This is a genomic window from Clostridium sp. (genome assembly GCF_022482905.1).
In the GTDB taxonomy this organism is placed as follows: Bacteria; Bacillota; Clostridia; order Clostridiales; family Clostridiaceae; genus Clostridium_B.
This window is the reverse complement of the sequence record NZ_JAKVOI010000001.1, coordinates 3,246,837-3,261,444: the sequence shown is the minus strand read 5'-3', so window position 1 is coordinate 3,261,444 and position 14,608 is coordinate 3,246,837. Positions and strand designations below refer to the sequence as shown.

At 33.3% G+C, this 14,608-nt stretch carries 15 protein-coding genes and 2 pseudogenes; 8 read left to right on the top strand and 9 right to left on the bottom strand.

The window, feature by feature from the left end:
- Window positions 1–36: 36 nt before the first annotated feature.
- Window positions 37–1,359, bottom strand: coding sequence for a proline reductase-associated electron transfer protein PrdC (gene prdC / locus LKE46_RS16250; protein WP_291725733.1), 1,323 nt, complete (start codon window positions 1,357–1,359; stop codon window positions 37–39).
- A gap of 170 nt (window positions 1,360–1,529) precedes the next feature.
- On the opposite strand from prdC, the gene LKE46_RS16245 reads away from it, so the two are divergent.
- From LKE46_RS16245 to LKE46_RS16225, 5 genes are all read left to right on the top strand, one after another.
- Entirely contained in the window at window positions 1,530–2,414 is an 885-nt protein-coding gene (locus LKE46_RS16245; RefSeq protein WP_291724752.1) for a LysR family transcriptional regulator, read from the top strand.
- Window positions 2,415–2,612: 198 nt separating this feature from the next.
- Window positions 2,613–3,479, top strand: coding sequence for a substrate-binding periplasmic protein (locus LKE46_RS16240; RefSeq protein ID WP_291724749.1), 867 nt, complete (start codon window positions 2,613–2,615; stop codon window positions 3,477–3,479).
- Between the two features lie 129 nt (window positions 3,480–3,608).
- Window positions 3,609–4,256: an amino acid ABC transporter permease gene (locus LKE46_RS16235; protein ID WP_291724746.1), complete on the top strand. Its 648-nt coding sequence runs from the start codon at window positions 3,609–3,611 to the stop codon at window positions 4,254–4,256.
- Window positions 4,253–4,987 (top strand): amino acid ABC transporter ATP-binding protein, encoded by a 735-nt coding sequence (locus LKE46_RS16230; protein ID WP_291724741.1) that lies wholly within the window; start codon window positions 4,253–4,255, stop codon window positions 4,985–4,987. Before LKE46_RS16235 ends, LKE46_RS16230 begins: the two co-directional genes overlap by 4 nt.
- Before the next feature lie 10 nt (window positions 4,988–4,997).
- Entirely contained in the window at window positions 4,998–5,600 is a 603-nt protein-coding gene (locus LKE46_RS16225) for an AAA family ATPase (protein WP_291724738.1), read from the top strand.
- A 77-nt stretch (window positions 5,601–5,677) separates the two neighbouring features.
- Here LKE46_RS16225 and LKE46_RS16220 read toward each other — a convergent pair whose 3' ends face one another.
- Window positions 5,678–5,938, bottom strand: coding sequence for a TIGR04076 family protein (locus LKE46_RS16220; RefSeq protein ID WP_291724735.1), 261 nt, complete (start codon window positions 5,936–5,938; stop codon window positions 5,678–5,680).
- Window positions 5,939–6,305: 367 nt separating this feature from the next.
- Between LKE46_RS16220 and LKE46_RS16215 the strand changes: the two genes are divergently transcribed.
- Together LKE46_RS16215 and LKE46_RS16210 are read left to right on the top strand one after the other, a co-directional pair.
- On the top strand, window positions 6,306–6,857 hold the full coding sequence (locus LKE46_RS16215; RefSeq protein ID WP_291724732.1) for a biotin transporter BioY: 552 nt from the start codon (window positions 6,306–6,308) through the stop codon (window positions 6,855–6,857).
- Window positions 6,851–7,231 (top strand): DUF1284 domain-containing protein, encoded by a 381-nt coding sequence (locus LKE46_RS16210; RefSeq protein ID WP_291724729.1) that lies wholly within the window; start codon window positions 6,851–6,853, stop codon window positions 7,229–7,231. Before LKE46_RS16215 ends, LKE46_RS16210 begins: the two co-directional genes overlap by 7 nt.
- Before the next feature lie 33 nt (window positions 7,232–7,264).
- Here the strand turns inward: LKE46_RS16210 and LKE46_RS16205 are convergent, their stop codons facing one another.
- From LKE46_RS16205 to LKE46_RS16180, 6 genes and pseudogenes are all read right to left on the bottom strand, one after another.
- On the bottom strand, window positions 7,265–8,173 hold the full coding sequence (locus tag LKE46_RS16205; protein ID WP_291724726.1) for a DMT family transporter: 909 nt from the start codon (window positions 8,171–8,173) through the stop codon (window positions 7,265–7,267).
- Between the two features lie 84 nt (window positions 8,174–8,257).
- Window positions 8,258–9,129: pseudogene (locus tag LKE46_RS16200) on the bottom strand (dimethylarginine dimethylaminohydrolase family protein).
- Between the two features lie 24 nt (window positions 9,130–9,153).
- A complete protein-coding gene (locus LKE46_RS16195; RefSeq protein ID WP_291724723.1) occupies window positions 9,154–10,470 on the bottom strand; it encodes a M20/M25/M40 family metallo-hydrolase in 1,317 nt (438 codons plus the stop codon).
- A 108-nt stretch (window positions 10,471–10,578) separates the two neighbouring features.
- On the bottom strand, window positions 10,579–11,400 hold the full coding sequence (locus tag LKE46_RS16190) for a MerR family transcriptional regulator (RefSeq protein ID WP_291724720.1): 822 nt from the start codon (window positions 11,398–11,400) through the stop codon (window positions 10,579–10,581).
- A 244-nt stretch (window positions 11,401–11,644) separates the two neighbouring features.
- Window positions 11,645–12,221: pseudogene (locus tag LKE46_RS16185) on the bottom strand (phosphatase PAP2 family protein).
- Window positions 12,222–12,782 (bottom strand): phosphatase PAP2 family protein, encoded by a 561-nt coding sequence (locus tag LKE46_RS16180; RefSeq protein ID WP_291724717.1) that lies wholly within the window; start codon window positions 12,780–12,782, stop codon window positions 12,222–12,224.
- Between the two features lie 354 nt (window positions 12,783–13,136).
- On the opposite strand from LKE46_RS16180, the gene LKE46_RS16175 reads away from it, so the two are divergent.
- Window positions 13,137–14,269 (top strand): IS3 family transposase gene (locus tag LKE46_RS16175; protein WP_291724714.1). Its coding sequence is split into 2 segments (ribosomal slippage): window positions 13,137–13,404 and window positions 13,404–14,269, totalling 1,134 coding nucleotides; the frame shifts between segments, so codons are not numbered across the junction.
- Here LKE46_RS16175 and LKE46_RS16170 read toward each other — a convergent pair.
- Entirely contained in the window at window positions 14,266–14,550 is a 285-nt protein-coding gene (locus LKE46_RS16170; RefSeq protein ID WP_291724710.1) for a sensor histidine kinase, read from the bottom strand. The two genes, LKE46_RS16175 and LKE46_RS16170, sit on opposite strands and share 4 nt — an antisense overlap.
- Window positions 14,551–14,608: the final 58 nt, after the last annotated feature.

Here is a 14,608-nt window from a genome sequence, read left to right as displayed (position 1 = left end):
TTTATTTCCTCCTATTTCATAACTTTCTATATTTTCTTAATATTTGTTATCAGAATTCAACTTTCGTATCAATCTGTGATTGACAGCCCTGAGTGCACCGTCAGTACAGTGATATACGGGAAGCTTAATCTTTGGAGCACAGGACATTACCGTATTTGTACAGTCACTGCAGTTGCTTATCAATACCGCCTTGGCACCTGTCTTTTTAAGGGCCATTACTTTCTGAACCTGTCCGGGGCATATTCCTGGATTTTCACACTTATAACTACTTTTGACCTTGCGGGCCTGCTTGCAATATTCTATACCCGTCACCTCCGAGCCCATGCTTTCTGCTATTTGTACAAGTCTTTTCTCATCTGCTCCACAGGCACATACAAGAAGACCTATTTTATCCGGAGCCTTGAGGAAGGTTTCTGTAACAATTATTCCTCCTGTTGTTTTGATTACCGGTGAGTTCAAGGATGTTCTTTTACCTGTAAATGGTCCTCCCATAATGATTTCACCATAATCTGGATAGCATCCACCTGCTTTTTCTATTAGTGAGCTGACTTTTGTACCAATAGGAACATCCTCAAATACTTGAATCAGATCACCTTTAAGTTTTCCTGCCACTGTAACGTCTTTGTCAATAAATGGTTTCTTTTTATCCACCGCTTCATAAATTCTGTAGACTGTTTCCACATTGATCACAACAGTATTGGCTTTGGAAGGAAGTTCATCAACATCCAGGAGTATGCCTTTTGTTTCTCTAATAATTGCCCTTTCCTCTCCCATTGGATACATATCACGCAGTAAACAAACTTTTATTTTATAATTATCAACACATTTCTCAAGTGCTTTCACTGCTCTTTTATTTTTTTCTTTTATACCGATTATGGCCCTCTGAGCATGAACCATACCCATAACTATCTCAATACCGCGGACAATTTCTTTTGATTTCTTTTCTATCATCAAAATATTATGGGTTAAAATTGGTTCACATTCTGCTGCATTTATTATTAACGTACCATCTTTATCCAGAGGCTTTGAAAGTTTTACATATGTTGGAAAGCCTGCGCCGCCCAGCCCTACAAGTCCGGATTCCTCCACCAGTTCCTGTGGTGCCGTACCATACAGTTTCTCATATTGATCCATATCAGTTTTCTCCTGCTCTTCAATTTCAATATAAGTATCATTTGCACAGACAACTCTTCCATCTACACTTGAATAGATATTGCTTCCCATCACTCCCGGCATCTTTCCGGCTATAAGTCTTCCTCTCTTTACCGTTTCATCTTTTTCAACCAGAGGAACGGATGGTTTCCCAATATGCTGATTCATTAAAAATCTGTACCTCTCCACGCTATCTCTCCTTCCTATTGCCGGATTGTTTACTACATGTGCTTAAAATTGATAATTTGTTTTTTTTATCTGTTTACACTATAATAATTCATATTATGAAAATAGTAAAATTACAATTTTCAATATCAGACATTAATTTTTATCATGTCTCATTCATTAATCCTATTTTGAAAGGAGAAAGCATTAAAATGGATTTAAAAAAATACGAACTTCTTGCTGATGTAGCAGAAACTGAAAATTTTACTTTGAGCGGCAATAAACTTGGATACACTCAATCCGGAGTAAGTCATATAATAAAAAGTCTGGAAAATGAAATGGGTTTTCCACTGTTTGTCAGAACAAGACGCGGTGTATCTCTTACAGACAACGGAAAGAAAATTGTCCCGCTTGTGAGACAGCTTTTATCCGAGAACTCCCGTCTTGAACAGACAATAAGTGCTTTAAACGGTCTCCAAACCGGTTCCATCAACATTGGAACATATTCAAGTATTTCCATAAACTGGCTTCCAAAGATCATATATGAATTTCAAAATGATTTTCCATATATTGATATTCACATGAAAGAAGGCGGAATTGATGAAATAGAATCATGGATTGAAAACAGCACTGTAGATTTTGGTTTCTGCAGTCACAGACCTTCCCAGAAATTCGACTGGATACCGCTCCATGACGATCCTCTTATGGCAATACTGCCGAAAGATTTTAAAGCTCCCGTAAATGGTACTTATGCAGTTTCAAACTTTCAGGACAAACCTTTCATCATGTCTGCATTTGGTATTGACTATGATATACACCTTTTATTGACAAAATCAGGTGTAAAACCATATATACGCTTTTCATCAACAGATGACCATGCTATTATTTCAATGGTTGCGAACCATCTTGGCATAAGCATACTGCCAAACTTAATCATCCAAGAGTGGTCAAGCCAGGTTACTACTTTGCCACTTGAACCATATTCCTTTCGAAGTTTGGGAATTGGAATAAAATCACTAGCACACATTTCTCCTGCTTCTAAAAAATTTATTGAGTATACAGAAAGGATTTTAGAAACCGCATATTCTAAATCATGATAAATTATCAACCTGGTAAAAAAATAAATAAATTATTGACAAAATTACAAACAGATGATACTGTGTATAAAAAGATTGATTGTTATAACTCATTAACGGTAAAATGTTAATCAGAGACATTCAAATTCAGGTTATATGAATGTTTCTCTTTATAATCTTCATGACTTAAGAAATAAAAAATTCAAAGGGGGAATAAAAATGAAAAAATTATTAACCGCATTATTGATAATAACCCTGGTAGGATCACTGTCAGGATGCGGCAGTACTGCTTCAAAGAACAGTACAGATTCCAAAAATTCATCGAAAACTTATACAGGAAAACTTGAAGGAGCTCTGAAGGATTACACTTTTAAAGTTGGAACTTCTGGTACTTATGCTCCTTTCAGCTACTACGACAATGACGGAAAAACTTTAATAGGATTTGACATTGATCTTTTAAATGCACTTCAGAAGCTTCTTGGTTTTAAAATTGACGGTAATACTGTACAGGCTATGGATTACAGTCCGTTGACCACATCCGTATCTGGAGGAAAATTGGATATTGCCATGGCTGCTCTTTGTGCTACAGATTCGAGAAAAAAAGCCATGAATTTCAGTGATACTTACTATAAGGCAGGTCTTACAGTTATTACAAATAAAGAAACCAGTCCAGAGGAAATAACAGGAATTGAAAGTCTCAAGAGTGGTAAATATAAAGTCGCTGTAGAAAAGGGAACTGCCGGCAATTTGTATGCAGTTCAAGCTGGTATTCCTTCAAATAATCTCCAAATATATGATTCTATTACAACAGCACACGAAGCACTTGAAAGTGGCAAGGTAGATTGCCTTATTTATGATGCACCCGGTACTACATACTATATAGCAAATAAAAAGAATTCAAAGCTCAAGATGGTCGGTGAACAATTTGCACAGGATCAGTCTCCATATGCAATTGCAGTTTCTTTTAATGCCTCCAAAAAGAATCCCGAGTTAGTCGGTATTTTGAATGCAGCAATCAAAAAACTGCAGCAGGATGGAACATTGGATAAAATCGAGCAAAAATGGTGTAAAAGTATAACCAATTAAGACAGATTCTTCTGGCAATTTCAATAGCAGAATTTTATCATTGGAATATAGATTTGTCAGAAGAAATCTTTAATTTTATAAAACTATGACAATCAATACAAAGGTTGTACTTTAAGGAAGGATGATATTATGGATTTGAGTTTTCTCAAAGTATTGATGCCTATGCTTTTAGATGGATTAAAAGTGACACTGGAGGTTTCAATATTTGGTATTTTATTTGGATTTTTGCTGGGATGCATTTCCGGTTTTGTACTTCACTATAAAATCAAGATTGCAGTAGCTGTCGCCGATGTATACTTATGGATTATTCGAGGAACACCTCTGATCGTTCAAGCCTTATATGTATACTTTGTTGTTCCTAAAATTATCGGACATGATATTGGAAGCAATCTGGCAGGAATTATAGTAATATCCTTGAATTCAGGTGCATTTATTGCGGAAATAGTACGTGGTTCATTGCAGGGAATTGACCCTGGTCAGAAAGAGGCTGGATTATCACTTGGTCTAACACCCTTTCAGACTTTATGGCATATAATTATGCCACCTGCTTTTCGCTCAATGCTACCCGCTTTATTCAATCAGTTTATAATTACAGTTAAGGATACAGCAATACTTTCTGTAATAGTAGTAAATGAAATAACAAAGCAGATTCAAAATTATGCTGCAGTTACTTTCAATACAATAGAAGCCTATACTGCAGGTGCTGTGTTCTATCTAGTGATAATTTCAATTCTAATTATTATTCAAAAACAGATAGAAAGAAGGGTGAAAGTATGAACAGCCTGATACGTGTAGAAAATTTATCTAAAAATTTTGGTGATCTTGAAGTACTTAAAGATATCAATCTTGAAGTTTCAGAAGGAGAAGTCATATGTATAATTGGTCCTTCCGGATCTGGTAAAAGTACACTGCTCCGCTGCATCAACCAACTTGAAACTCAGTCTGGTGGAAATATTTATTACAGTAATAAAAATATACGTGAAAAAAGTAATGATCTACGAAAATATCGCGAAGAGGTTGGTATGGTATTCCAGCGATTTAATTTGTTTCCCATGAAAAGTGTTCTGAAAAATATTATGCTTGCCCCAGTTCTGACCAAGAAAAAATCAAAAAATGAATCTCAAAAGAAAGCTCTCGAACTGCTTGAAAAAGTTGGACTTGCAGACAAGGCAAATGCAATGCCTGCCACATTATCAGGAGGCCAGCAGCAGCGAGTTGCCATAGCCCGTGCACTGGCAATGGAACCCAAGGCTCTTCTTTTTGATGAACCTACCTCAGCACTGGATCCTGAACTTGTCGGTGATGTACTCGCCGTCATGAGACAACTGGCTGATGATGGTATGACAATGATAGTAGTAACTCATGAAATGGAATTTGCCAGGGATGTTTCTGACAGGGTTATTTTTATGGCAGATGGATATATTGTCGAAGAAGGCAAGCCTGAAGAAATCTTTACAAATCCAAAAAATCAGCGTACAAGAACTTTTCTTGCACGAATAGTGGGGTGATATTGAATTTATGAAGAAATATTGTGTAACAATCAATAGACAGTTTGGAAGCTTGGGAAGACCAATAGCAAGAGAGATATCCGAAATGCTTGGAATAGAATACTATGACAGGGATATAGTAGAGCAAACCTCAAGGAAATTGAACCTTCCCGTATCAACTATAAGCAATCATGAAGAAACGGGGTCCAAATCAAATTTTTTCAATATGCTTTTTCCTTTGGGAGATTCTCCAAAATATAATCAGGATAAAATATTTGATGTAGAAAGGCAGATAATACTTGACCTGGCAGATAAAGAATCCTGTATTATCGTCGGCAGATGTGCCGATTTCATCTTGAAAGATCATAAAAACTGCATGAATATATTTATATATGCTCCAAAAGAAGCACGTTTTGAAAATTGTATAGGCACATTACACATGCAGCCGGAGGAAGCCCGCAAGATGATTAGAGATGTTGACAAGGCAAGAGACAACTATTATAAAAACTATGCCGGCTATTCACTGGAAAGTATAAAAAATAAGCATCTGATGATTGACAGTAGTTTATTTGGAGTACACGAAACCGCCCAAATACTTTCCGAAATAATAAAAAAACAGTTTGAGATATCCTAAACAATATTTACAAAAGCATTTTTATTATAACAGCAGCTAATTCTGTTAATGATGAAAATGCTTTTTTATTCATCAGATCAACCCATTTTTTTTATTTCAAATACCACCGGTTCACAATAATCAGGACATTGAACTATAAGTTTCTCCCCATAACCCATCTGTTCTGGTGTAATCCCCTTTCTAGATGCGTATATAAACGGAAAAATGGCCTGAAGAGCCGTAACGCAAACATTACTTGTTTTCTTCATGTTAATTAACATGTCCTCTATATATATTTTATCTCCCTTTTTGTAACAATCGCATTTAGATTCTATAACATTGACAACGACTTTCTCCATCACATATCCACCTTTCTATAGCAGGAAACATTTATTTATATCCAGTATTCTATAAAATACTCCTGATTTCAACTTACAAAACCACGAATATTTTAATGAATTCCGAGATATACTAATTGATCAATTTTTAAATATGAAGCTATATATTTTACTAAATATATTATTTTAATACAATAGTATTATAATTTTATTAAATTGTCAATATTAAAATTAGTACTTTAATTTTTATAAAACCTGCTATACTAACAAATCTTCTGAAATATAACTTTATATCTTGACAAAATCCCCTGATACAAATATAATCTTATTGTTAACTTGTTTTATTTAATTAGTTAACAATAAGATTATATTTAAGGAGGTTAAAAACATGAATAGTCATTTTTCAATTAAAGAAATGTGTACCGTTGCTATATTTACAGCTATAACCGCCGTCTTATCACAAATTTCCATACCATTGCCTTTCAGTCCTGTTCCTATTACCATGCAGGTATTGGCCATATATTTGTCTTCCATAATATTGGGAAGTAAACTTGGTACTTTATCTCAAATAATATACATACTTTTGGGAATAGTCGGAATACCTGTATTTGCCAATTTCTCTGGTGGATTAAGTGTGCTCGTTGGGCCTACAGGGGGATTCTTGATCAGTTTTCCTATAATTGCATTTATTATTGGAAAAACTGCAGAAAATGATTTGAATTTTATATTCAAAATTCTTGGACTTATATTTTCTTTGATGGTCTGCTACTTTATAGGAACTTTACAATTTATTTTTATAACAAATATGTCAATACAAAAATCCATAGCTCTATGTGTGCTTCCGTATATTCCTTTGGATATAGTAAAAATTATAGTTGCCTATATACTCGGATACAATGTTAGACAAGCTCTCCTAAGGGCGAAACTAATTAAATGTTAATGCTAAGACCTCATCATTTGTTATGTATCCAAGGTTACACAGGCCATGGATATAGTGAAATTTTCATTAAAAACATGGATAAAATAACAAATGCGCTGGAAGATAAATCACTGATAATAATAACACATGGCTGTGATAATATCTGTGCAGCATGCCCTAACAATTTGAGGAATGGTGACTGTGTATTTCAAGATAAAGTATCATACCTTGATGCCCGTGCATTAAAGATTTTAAATATCAAATACAATAACATATATTATTATTCAAATACAGTTAAAGCAATAAAACAAACTTTAACTTTAGAAACATTTCAAAAAACATGTTCCAAATGCAAGTGGTTTCCCTATGGCTATTGTGAAAAAGGTTTATTCTAATTAAATGAGGTATATTATAATAACTAATATACCTCATTTAACATTATTAATTTCAGTATAACTCTCGCTTTTAGAAGCTATAACAACTGCAAATATTATCAAAATTCCACCGATAAAAAAGCTGCTTGTCAATTGTTCTCCAAGGCAAAGCCATCCTAGAAAAGAACCTGTAATAGGCTGAAAAAACAAAAACAATGACCCTGTACCTGCTTCAACCATTTCAATACCCTTATTCCATAAGAAGAATGCTCCTGCAGTAGATACAATTCCAAGATAAATTATACCGATTAAAACCCTGTTATTATTTAAAATTGGAATAAAATTATTATTCTCTGAAATCATAAATGGTGTAGTAAATATTAAAGCAGCCAGCATTGCATATGCAGTTATAGTAATTGCATCCATATATCTGGACGCAATCTTCACATATACTGATAAAAGCGCCCAGGTTACAGCTGCACCTACAAGTATTATACTTCCCAGAAAATGGCCTGTACCAGTACTGTCAAATCCTACAATTATAATGACACCTATCACTGACAGAAAAAGTGATACAACTTTTCTTTTTGTAAGAGACTCTCCAAGTATAAATCTTGCAAACAACACTACAAACACAGGAGAAGCTGCTGTAATTAAAGATCCCGTATGCGCATCAGACAAGCTTGTCCCTATAAATTGACAAACTATTGAAACAAAATATCCTATAAACCCTATCCATATTACAAGCAGCCAATCTTTCTTACCCATTTTATTGTAATTTCCTTTACGGTGATTGACCACTATTAAAGCCGGAAATAATATTATGCATGCAATAAAATATCTGATCCACACCAATGTAATAGATGATACAAATTCCAGTATATATTTGCTGACTACATACATTCCACCCCATATAGTCGCTGCTAAAAATAAACATAAAAAACCAATCAGCTTCGATTTCATAATATATATTCCCTTTCATTGAAAATTAAATAGATTTTTATTGTATTTTATAATAATATCACATTTATGTTCATTATAGAATATCTATTTTCTTTCCAATGGAAATGTCATACAGTGTGGTCCACCTCCACCTTTAAGTATCTCAACGAGATCAAGCTTCACAGTTTTTATTCCAAGAGCTTCAAGCTGTTCATTTACCCTTTTATTATTTTTAAAACTTATTACCCTATCATTTCCAAGAGCTTGAAGATTACAATAATGTCTGAATACTCCCTCCTGTGGTACATCTATTAATGTAAATCTTCTCTTTTCAAGCATTTTAAAAAATTATAAGGTAGTGCTTGCTTACATACTACAGCTGTTTTTTCAGCAACTATATTGAAACACATATCGAGATGAAGATTCTGCCTTAAGGCAGGTACGATAATCATTTCATATCCCAATTCATTTAACTGCCTTCTTACATTTTCGGCACCATCAAAATCAGTCCTTGCTATAACTCCATGCGCTAATGTATAATCATCGAGGAACCAAAAATCCCCTCCTTCATATGCACCTGATGTACATCTTGCAACACATGGTATTCCAAGTTCCTTCATCTTCGCTTCATATCTGGCAGTTTCTCCCTGACGTACAGGTTCTCTGAACCTTCCCATTATAAATCCTTCAGATACACATCCTCCAAAATCCCTTGAAAAGACCTCATAGGGTAAATCTGGATCAGGTTCCATCATTACAACTTCTACTCCATTTTCTTTATAAGCCTGTACTAATTCAGCATGTTCTCTCAAGCAAGCTTTTTTATCCGATATTTCCCCCTTGTCAAGCCAGTCCTCAGTTATCACGTTAATTGGTTCAAATTCAAAATATGTGGGTGGACACAATAATACTTTCTTTAAAACTCCAGTTGAGTTTTTAACATAAGTTTTTTTAACATAAGTTTTTTTCACAACCATTTCCTCCTTACAATGGACAATCGATTATAATAATTTAAATATTTCAGAATCACCTTCCGAAGCCTTTATAAAAATAGCAGTATTCCCTGCAATGGATTTTACAATATAGTCAATCCTCACTTTATCATACGGACTATGTGCATACTGTTCCTGCATAGGTGAATATCCAATAGTGGGTTTCTTATCGATGCCAGCAGTTTTACTCGCATCCGTTCCAAAATACCAATAGCCATACTTTACTTTCTGCCCAACCGATTCAATTGCAGCTGCAGCAGATTTTACAAATCCATGGCCCTGTGAAATTTTCCATGGTTCCATTATTTTAGGCACTTCATATTCTACTCCTGTATATGATTTTTCAAGTGATGATTTTATTACAGCATCTGCTTTGAATCCTGCATCATTTGACGATATTTCATCAATTAACGATTGAATTTGTTTTAATGCCATATTTGGAGTTTCACCAGGTATGAGATGTCTGTCGATAGAGAGCATGCACTTATCCGGTACAATAGAAAGAGCTCCCGGGCTGCATTCTATTATATTAAGTGATATTGATGCCCTGCCAAGTTTCTCATCCTCTGGAAGTGATTTTGAAAGATCATCTTTGATCATACATATCAGTGGTATTGCTTTATATATAGCATTTATTCCGGACCAGGGCGTACTGCCATGACAAGTCCTGCCATAGACGGTAACAAGTATTTCAACTCTACCCCTATGCCCACAATATATTTTTAATGAAGAAGCCTCTGATGTAATCATGGCATCATAAGTCAAACCACGGGATGGAAGTGTTTTTTCTATGAGATGTTTCATTCCAACCATTTCTGCAGGTTCTTCCATAACAACACCTGTAAACATGAATTTTCCTTTAAATTTATATCCCATCTTTTTTAATCTTACAAGTACTCCTCCTGCATAAACCTGGGACGCCTCTCCTCCCTTTACATCAGAGGCGCCTCTACCATGGATGCACTCAGTCATTTCTTTTTTTGTCCCGTCACTGTCATCTACTTCACATATGTCAATTTTCCCACCATAGGGATCATATCCTCTCCAGTTTTCAAGATTCCCTTCACCAACATGATCCATGTGGGAATTGTACATTATAGTCGGTCCATCCTCTTCTCCATTTATAATACCCACAATATTGCCCTGATCATCTCTAAAATATTCATCATAACCAAGTTTTTTCATTTCGTCCAGCAGGATACAGCTCAGCTCATATTCTGATCCGCTGATACTTGGAGTTTGAATCAACTTCCGGGCAAATGACACAACCTCCGACTTTAATTCCTGCGAAATCAACTTTATATCTTGATAAATGTTATTTTCCAATTTTCACACCTCCCTTAAAAATATTTGTTATAATTATAAACTTTTGTGTTACACAAATGTCAATATTAATAATCAAAAATAACCTATCAATATTTTCATATCAATAGGTTATCTAACTGGAATTTGTATTTCAAAGCACTCTTCATCTAGAATATCAGTCACTGTTATATCAATTTGTGCAACCCGAAGTGCATCTCCAGATATCACAAATCCTTCATTTTTAATAAATTCGATTAATTTATTTATACTTTTTTCTCTATGCCATGGCTTTCCAATGTTATATATACAGGCATAAGTTCCTCCCTCTACAGTTTTAATACAGCTTTCATCAATTTTTGATTTACCCTTTGAAAATACAAATACTCTATTTGAATTCATGTCATTCAAGGATTGAATATTCTTCTCAGGTATTATAAATCCCAGTCTATTACTTGCCAAAATAGGTGAAATCTCCTGAAGACTATTTTCGAGCTCAAGAAATTCATAACTTAAGTCAATTTTATTCTTAACTACCCTGCCAAAGGTAATTATCTTTCTATCCGGGAATTTTTTCAGTACAACTTCATCTGTATTTGACTCTTTAATTACAGATTCTAAAAACTCAATTTTCTCCGATATATTCTTTTCCAATACACTGAGATTTCTTATTCTATCTTTCAGTTCTATATGTCTTTTCTTCAATATTGAAAGTGATTTATTTGCACTTCTGTTATCGAAATATTCTTTTATTTCCTTAAGTGACATTCCGAGTTGGCGTAGTTCTTTTATCGTGCCGAGTTTTTCGTACTGCAAAATAGAATAATATCTATAATTGGTTCTCGGATCAACATATATTGGTTTGAAAAGTCCTATTCTATCATAATGTCTTAGAGTTTCAGTAGTTACATTTCTAAGTCTTGCTAAATCTGTTATCGATATTCTGTCTTTCATAAAAATTATACTCCTACAAACGTTGATTTTTCATAAACAAAAGGAACTATGATATATCTCAAAGCAATATATCATCGGCCCTATGTTGATGAACTTTTGTGCCATATTTACAATCTCACAAGTTTTTTTATTATATTTTAACTAAAACTCAGCTTCTGTGCAATATTTAGTTTTCAAACACAACTTAATCTTGAAACAGAATTTAATCAAAATAATATCTATAAATAGTGCTGGAATAAAAGTATTACAAGATAAATGAGCAAAAAAGGATATCAAACTTTGCTAAATATCCTCCTCGTAAAATTATAAAGATTAACTTAGAACAAAGTATTCCAATTATGATTCCTTATAACATCTGTTGGATAATGAACATATAGATATAGCCTCGATAAAGCTATTAAAAATGCTATACCTATAAATATCAGCTTATATTGACTAAAATACATGGATAGCACTTCAGCAACAGCAAAAGATGATACAGTATGTCCAGAGGGAAATGAATATGATATTGGCTTCGAAATCAAGAGACTAACATTATTTTCATTATTACATGGTCTAACTCGCCTCACTATATGTTTTACTATTCCTTCCCCAACAATGGTGCTTATTATTATTGTAAGTATTACCATATTACCAATTAATCTATATGGCTTATCTAAGATTAAAACTACAGCCATCATAATCCAAATAGCTCCTAAATTTCCCATACTTGTTATTATAGGCATTAATTTATCTAAATACTTATTTTGCATATATTTTTTAATAGCAAATAAAATATAATTATCAAATATATTTATTCTTCTGAAAATACTTAAATACATCTAATCACCTTTTTTACATATTAACTGCTTTGATTGACTCATTCTATTGAAAAAATAAATAGTCATTTTACTGCAAATTAACCCTAAAACTATACCAGCTAAAACATCTGTAGGATAATGAACATATAGATACAATCTTGAAAAAGCTATCAAAGTTGCCAAACTGAAAAACTCAACTGAATATGGTTTAAAATATTTTGCTAATACTCCTGCAACTGCAAACGAAGAAGTAGTATGTCCTGACGGGAATGAATATGATAAAGGTTTTGAAATCAGAAGATTAACTGCTGGTATATCTGCTGACGGTCTTATGCGTTTAACTACATGTTTCAATATTCCTTCCCCTAAAATCGTACTTAATATTAAAGCTCCTAAAGCCATAAAACCTATGTTTCTATATTTTTTATTACTCATTAGTAAGATGGAGATCACAGCCCATATAATTCCTACGTTGCCTAAAGAGGTTATTATGAGCATAGCTTTATCCATTATATATCCATGCATATTATTCTTTATATATACGAGAATAGAATTATCAAGATTCTGTATTAATGATATCATCTTCGCTATCACCTCCATTTCTCTTTTCTTCAATAAATGCAACTATTCCTGAAATAATGGATATTATTATAATGACAATTAATAATATCTCCAGTTACAACAGATAAATAAAATATAATAAATATATGATATAAATTATCTATACTTAAGATTAAAATTATATTAAAATAAACTTAGATTTACCTTAAGGAATGCCCTATATTTTCTTTATTTATCTAAATCCAACGCAACCGTTATGTTTGTATATTTACCTTCCTCACTTTCTACATCTATAGTCTGGATAGGCTACAATAAATAAAACATTTTTTAGGAACATGATATAATAAAATAATTATAGAAAAGGGGAAATTAATCATGTCTGAAAAAAAGGAAACAAAAAAGAGACATAATTATACAACGGAATTTAAGAATCAAATAGTAGAACTTTATCATAATGGTAAGATGAAAAGTGAGATTGCCAGGGAATATAGTCTATCATTATCAATGGTGAGTAGATGGATAAGGCAGTCTGAAAATACGGGGTCATTTAAGGAAAAGGATAATCGAAGCAGGGAAGAACAGGAACTTATAGAACTGCGCAGGAAGAACAAACAACTTATGATGGAGAATGATATTTTAAAACAAGCTGCGCTGATTTTGGGACGAAAGTAAATGTGATAAGGAAGAATTCCCACAAATACTCTGTATCAGCAATGTGCAAAGTCCTCCAGATTTCAAGAAGTACCTATTACTATAAAAGTAGAAAGAAAAACAGTGAAGATGCTCTTATATCTATGATTAAGGACATATTTAACTCAAGCCGGAATAATTATGGAACACGAAAAATCAAGGTTGAGTTACAGAAAAAAGGATACAGAGTTTCAAGGCGGAAAATAGGCAGAATAATGCAACAAAATACTCTTGTATCCAGTTATACAAAATTAAAGTTCAAATCACATGTGGATAAATTCAATGAATCAAAAATAGATAATCTTGTTAAACGGGAATTTAGGAATCAACCATACAGGAATGTTGTAGTAAGCGATCTTACATATGTCAGAGTTAGAGACAGATGGGAGTATATCTGCATACTTGTTGACCTTTTTAACCGTGAGATTATAGGTTACAGTGCAGGGAACCATAAAGATGCAGCATTAGTAAGAAAAGCTTTTGCAAAAGTAAATGGCAATCTAAGGAATATTGAAATTTTCCATACAGATAGAGGTAATGAGTTTAAAAATAAGATTATAGATGAGGCAATGAGGGCCTTTCAAATTAAACGTTCACTTAGTATGAAAGGATGTCCTTATGATAACGCAGTTGCAGAAGCAACATTTAAAATTATAAAAACAGAATTTGTACGTGGAAATGTATTTGAATCACTTGATGAGTTGAAATGGCAGCTAGCAGATTATGTTAACTGGTTCAATAACCATAGAATTCATTCATCTCTTGGATATGTAACTCCATATCAATTTAAGTTAAATAACCTTAAAAAAGTTGTCTAGAAAAATGTTGACATTCCAGTCCCATGATGCATATCAACAATCCACTTTGCTATAGATAATCCAAGACCTGTTCCTCCCTTTTCTTTAGACCTGGATTTATCAACAATGTAAAATCTGTCAAATATCTTTTCAACTTCATTTTGGGGTATCCCAATACCCCTATCACTTATAGTTATCCTTATCTTATTATTATATATTTTTGAACTTATATCTATTGTACTCTGCCCTGGTGAAAATTTAATACTATTATCAATAAATATTCTCAACATCTGCTTTATCATTTTGTAATCGGCAATAATACTAACAGTATCATTCCTATCATTTGATATTATATGATTC

Bases quoted from the DNA above. Each gene is read 5' to 3' on its own strand.
- LKE46_RS16245 (WP_291724752.1), top strand. From the start codon at position 1,530: ATGGATTTAAAAAAATACGAACTTCTTGCTGATGTAGCAGAAACTGAA.
- LKE46_RS16240 (WP_291724749.1), top strand. From the start codon at position 2,613: ATGAAAAAATTATTAACCGCATTATTGATAATAACCCTGGTAGGATCA.
- LKE46_RS16235 (WP_291724746.1), top strand. From the start codon at position 3,609: ATGGATTTGAGTTTTCTCAAAGTATTGATGCCTATGCTTTTAGATGGA.
- LKE46_RS16230 (WP_291724741.1), top strand. From the start codon at position 4,253: ATGAACAGCCTGATACGTGTAGAAAATTTATCTAAAAATTTTGGTGAT.
- LKE46_RS16225 (WP_291724738.1), top strand. From the start codon at position 4,998: ATGAAGAAATATTGTGTAACAATCAATAGACAGTTTGGAAGCTTGGGA.
- LKE46_RS16220 (WP_291724735.1), bottom strand. From the start codon at position 5,938: ATGGAGAAAGTCGTTGTCAATGTTATAGAATCTAAATGCGATTGTTAC.
- LKE46_RS16215 (WP_291724732.1), top strand. From the start codon at position 6,306: ATGAATAGTCATTTTTCAATTAAAGAAATGTGTACCGTTGCTATATTT.
- LKE46_RS16210 (WP_291724729.1), top strand. From the start codon at position 6,851: ATGTTAATGCTAAGACCTCATCATTTGTTATGTATCCAAGGTTACACA.
- LKE46_RS16205 (WP_291724726.1), bottom strand. From the start codon at position 8,173: ATGAAATCGAAGCTGATTGGTTTTTTATGTTTATTTTTAGCAGCGACT.
- LKE46_RS16190 (WP_291724720.1), bottom strand. From the start codon at position 11,400: ATGAAAGACAGAATATCGATAACAGATTTAGCAAGACTTAGAAATGTA.
- LKE46_RS16180 (WP_291724717.1), bottom strand. From the start codon at position 12,782: ATGATATCATTAATACAGAATCTTGATAATTCTATTCTCGTATATATA.
- LKE46_RS16170 (WP_291724710.1), bottom strand. From the start codon at position 14,550: ATGATAAAGCAGATGTTGAGAATATTTATTGATAATAGTATTAAATTT.